Raw genomic sequence first — 2,406 nt, 5'->3', positions numbered from 1 at the left:
TTGCGATAGGCGTCTTCCCAGTCGCGGTTTTCATTGGTGGTGACGCCGTGACCATCGGAGAATGTGTCGACATTCTTGCGTGCCAGAAAATTGAGGCGGTCGAGGAGAAGAGACATGATCCGTTCCTTTGTTTCGGGCGATTAGCAGGGCACCGGCGCGTTGCGGCGGGTGTAGTAGAAGAAGGTCAGCACGGCGCAAATGACGTAGAAGATGCCGAAGCCCCACAGCGCCATGTCCGGTCCGCCGGTCATCGAAATCGAGGTGCCGTAGGACTTCGGGATGAAGAATGCGCCATAGGCGGCAATCGCCGAGGTGAAGGCGATGATCGCCGCGCTCTCGCGGTCCGTCTGCTTTTGCAGCGCGCCCGCATCCAGTTCCGGCATCAGGCGGGGCACTTCCCGGCGCATGATTGCCGGGATCATCTGGAAGGTCGACGCATTGCCGACGCCGGTCAGGAAGAACAGCGCCATGAAGCAGGCGAAGAAGGCCCAGAAATTGCCGCCCGCGCCGTCATGCGGCAGGAATTGCAGCACGCCGACCACGGCGACGAACATGCCGACAAAGGTCCAGAAGGTCACCCGCCCGCCGCCGAAGCGGTCGGAAATCCACCCCGTGCCCGCCCGGCTCAGCGCGCCGACCAGCGGGCCGAGGAAGGCGTAGGACAGCGCGTTGACCTCGGGGAACTGGGTTTTCATCAACAGCGGGAAACCCGCCGAATAGCCGATGAACGAGCCGAATGTGCCGGTATAGAGAATGCACATGATCCAGTTGTGGAAGCGCGAGAAGATGACCGCCTGATCAGCGAACGAGGCCTTGGCCGAGGCAATGTCGTTCATGCCGAAATAGGCGGCGATGGTGGCGGCGATGATGAACGGCACCCAGACGAAGCCGGCATTCTGCAGCCACAGCCGTCCCCCGTCGCTCAGCGCCTGCGGTTCGCCGCCAAGCGCGCCGAAGACGCCCATGGTGATAACGACCGGCACCAGGAACTGCATGACCGAGACGCCGAGATTGCCCAGCCCGGCATTCAGGGCCAGCGCATTGCCCTTTTCGGCCTTGGGGAAGAAGAAGCTGATATTGGCCATGGACGAGGCGAAATTGCCGCCGCCGAGACCGCAGAGAAGCGCCAGAACGAGGAAGATCAGATAGGGCGTTTCCGGGTTCTGCACGGCATAGCCGATGCCCATGGCCGGCAGCAGCAGCGAGGCGGTGGAGAGCGTGGTCCACAGCCTGCCGCCGAAGATCGGCACCATGAAGGAATAGAAGATCCTGAGCGTCGCGCCCGAAAGCCCCGGCAGGGCCGCGAGCCAGAACAGCTGAGCATCGGTGAAATCGAAGCCGATCGCGGGAAGCCGCGCAACCACGACCGACCAGACCATCCAGACCGAAAAGGCCAGAAGCAGCGCGGGAATGGAGATCCACAGATTGCGCTTGGCGATCTTCCGTCCGGTCTTTTCCCAGAAGGTTTTGTCTTCCGGGTTCCATTCCGTCAGCGTCGCCGCCGACGTCTTCGGCGTCATGCCCTCGAATTCCGGCAGTTCCGGCAAGGTGTCGGTCGTCGCCCGGTTGCGGCGCTCCATCTGACGGATGGAAAGATGCATCCATGTCAGGGCGACCAGCACCAGCAGAAACAGGAAGGCGAAGCAGGTGGTGTAGACGCCGGTCAGGTCCAGCAACGTGCCGAACACGATCGGCAGGACGAAGCCGCCGAGCCCGCCGATCATGCCGACGAGACCGCCGACCGAGCCGACATTGTCGGGATAGTAGACCGGGATGTGCTTGTAGACCGCCGCCTTGCCGAGGCTCATGAAGAAGCCGAGACAGAAGATCATCAGCACGAAGGCGCCGAAGCTCATCGCGGTCGTAAAGATGATGTCGCCGCCCTTGGCGTGGATCGTGTAGCTCGTCGGCGGATAGGACAGCATGAACAGCAAGAGCAGCGCAAAGCCGAAGGTCCAGTACATCACCGAACGCGCGCCGAACCGGTCCGAGAGATGACCGCCATAGGCGCGGAACAGGCTGGCCGAGAGCGAGAAGGCGGCCGCCGCCATGCCCGCGGTGCGGATATCGACGCCGTAGACATCGACGAGGTAGTGCGGCAGCCACAGCGCCAGCGCGACGAAGGCGCCGAAGACGAAGAAATAGTACAGCGAGAAGCGCCAGACCTGCAGGTTCTTCAGCGGCGCAAGCTGGGCCGCGACCGTGGTGGCCTTCGCACCGGAACGCCGGCGCGCCTCGAACACCGGATCATTTTTGGAAAAAACGAAGAAGATGACAGCGATCGCCGCAAGCGCAAAGGCCCAGACATTGGCCACCGCCTGCCAGCCGAAGGCGACCATGACGAAAGGCGCGCCGAATTTGGTGATCGCCGCGCCGACATTGCCGGCGCCGAAAATGCCGAGCGCC

At 62.8% G+C, this 2,406-nt stretch carries 2 protein-coding genes; both read right to left on the bottom strand.

What is annotated here, in order from left to right:
* Positions 1-116 (bottom strand): hypothetical protein (locus K7H91_RS21480; protein WP_230721808.1); only part of this gene is annotated, 116 nt, incomplete at its 3' end.
* 24 nt (positions 117-140) lie between these two features.
* Positions 141-2,406, bottom strand: a 2,266-nt coding sequence (locus K7H91_RS21475) for a NarK family nitrate/nitrite MFS transporter (protein WP_330166032.1), incomplete at its 5' end; no start/stop codon positions are given.

Source organism: Martelella mediterranea, from assembly GCF_021021415.1.
Taxonomy (GTDB): Bacteria; Pseudomonadota; Alphaproteobacteria; order Rhizobiales; family Rhizobiaceae; genus Martelella; species Martelella mediterranea_C.
Note: the sequence above shows the minus strand (reverse complement) of the source record. Positions and strands in the feature narration are given on the sequence as shown.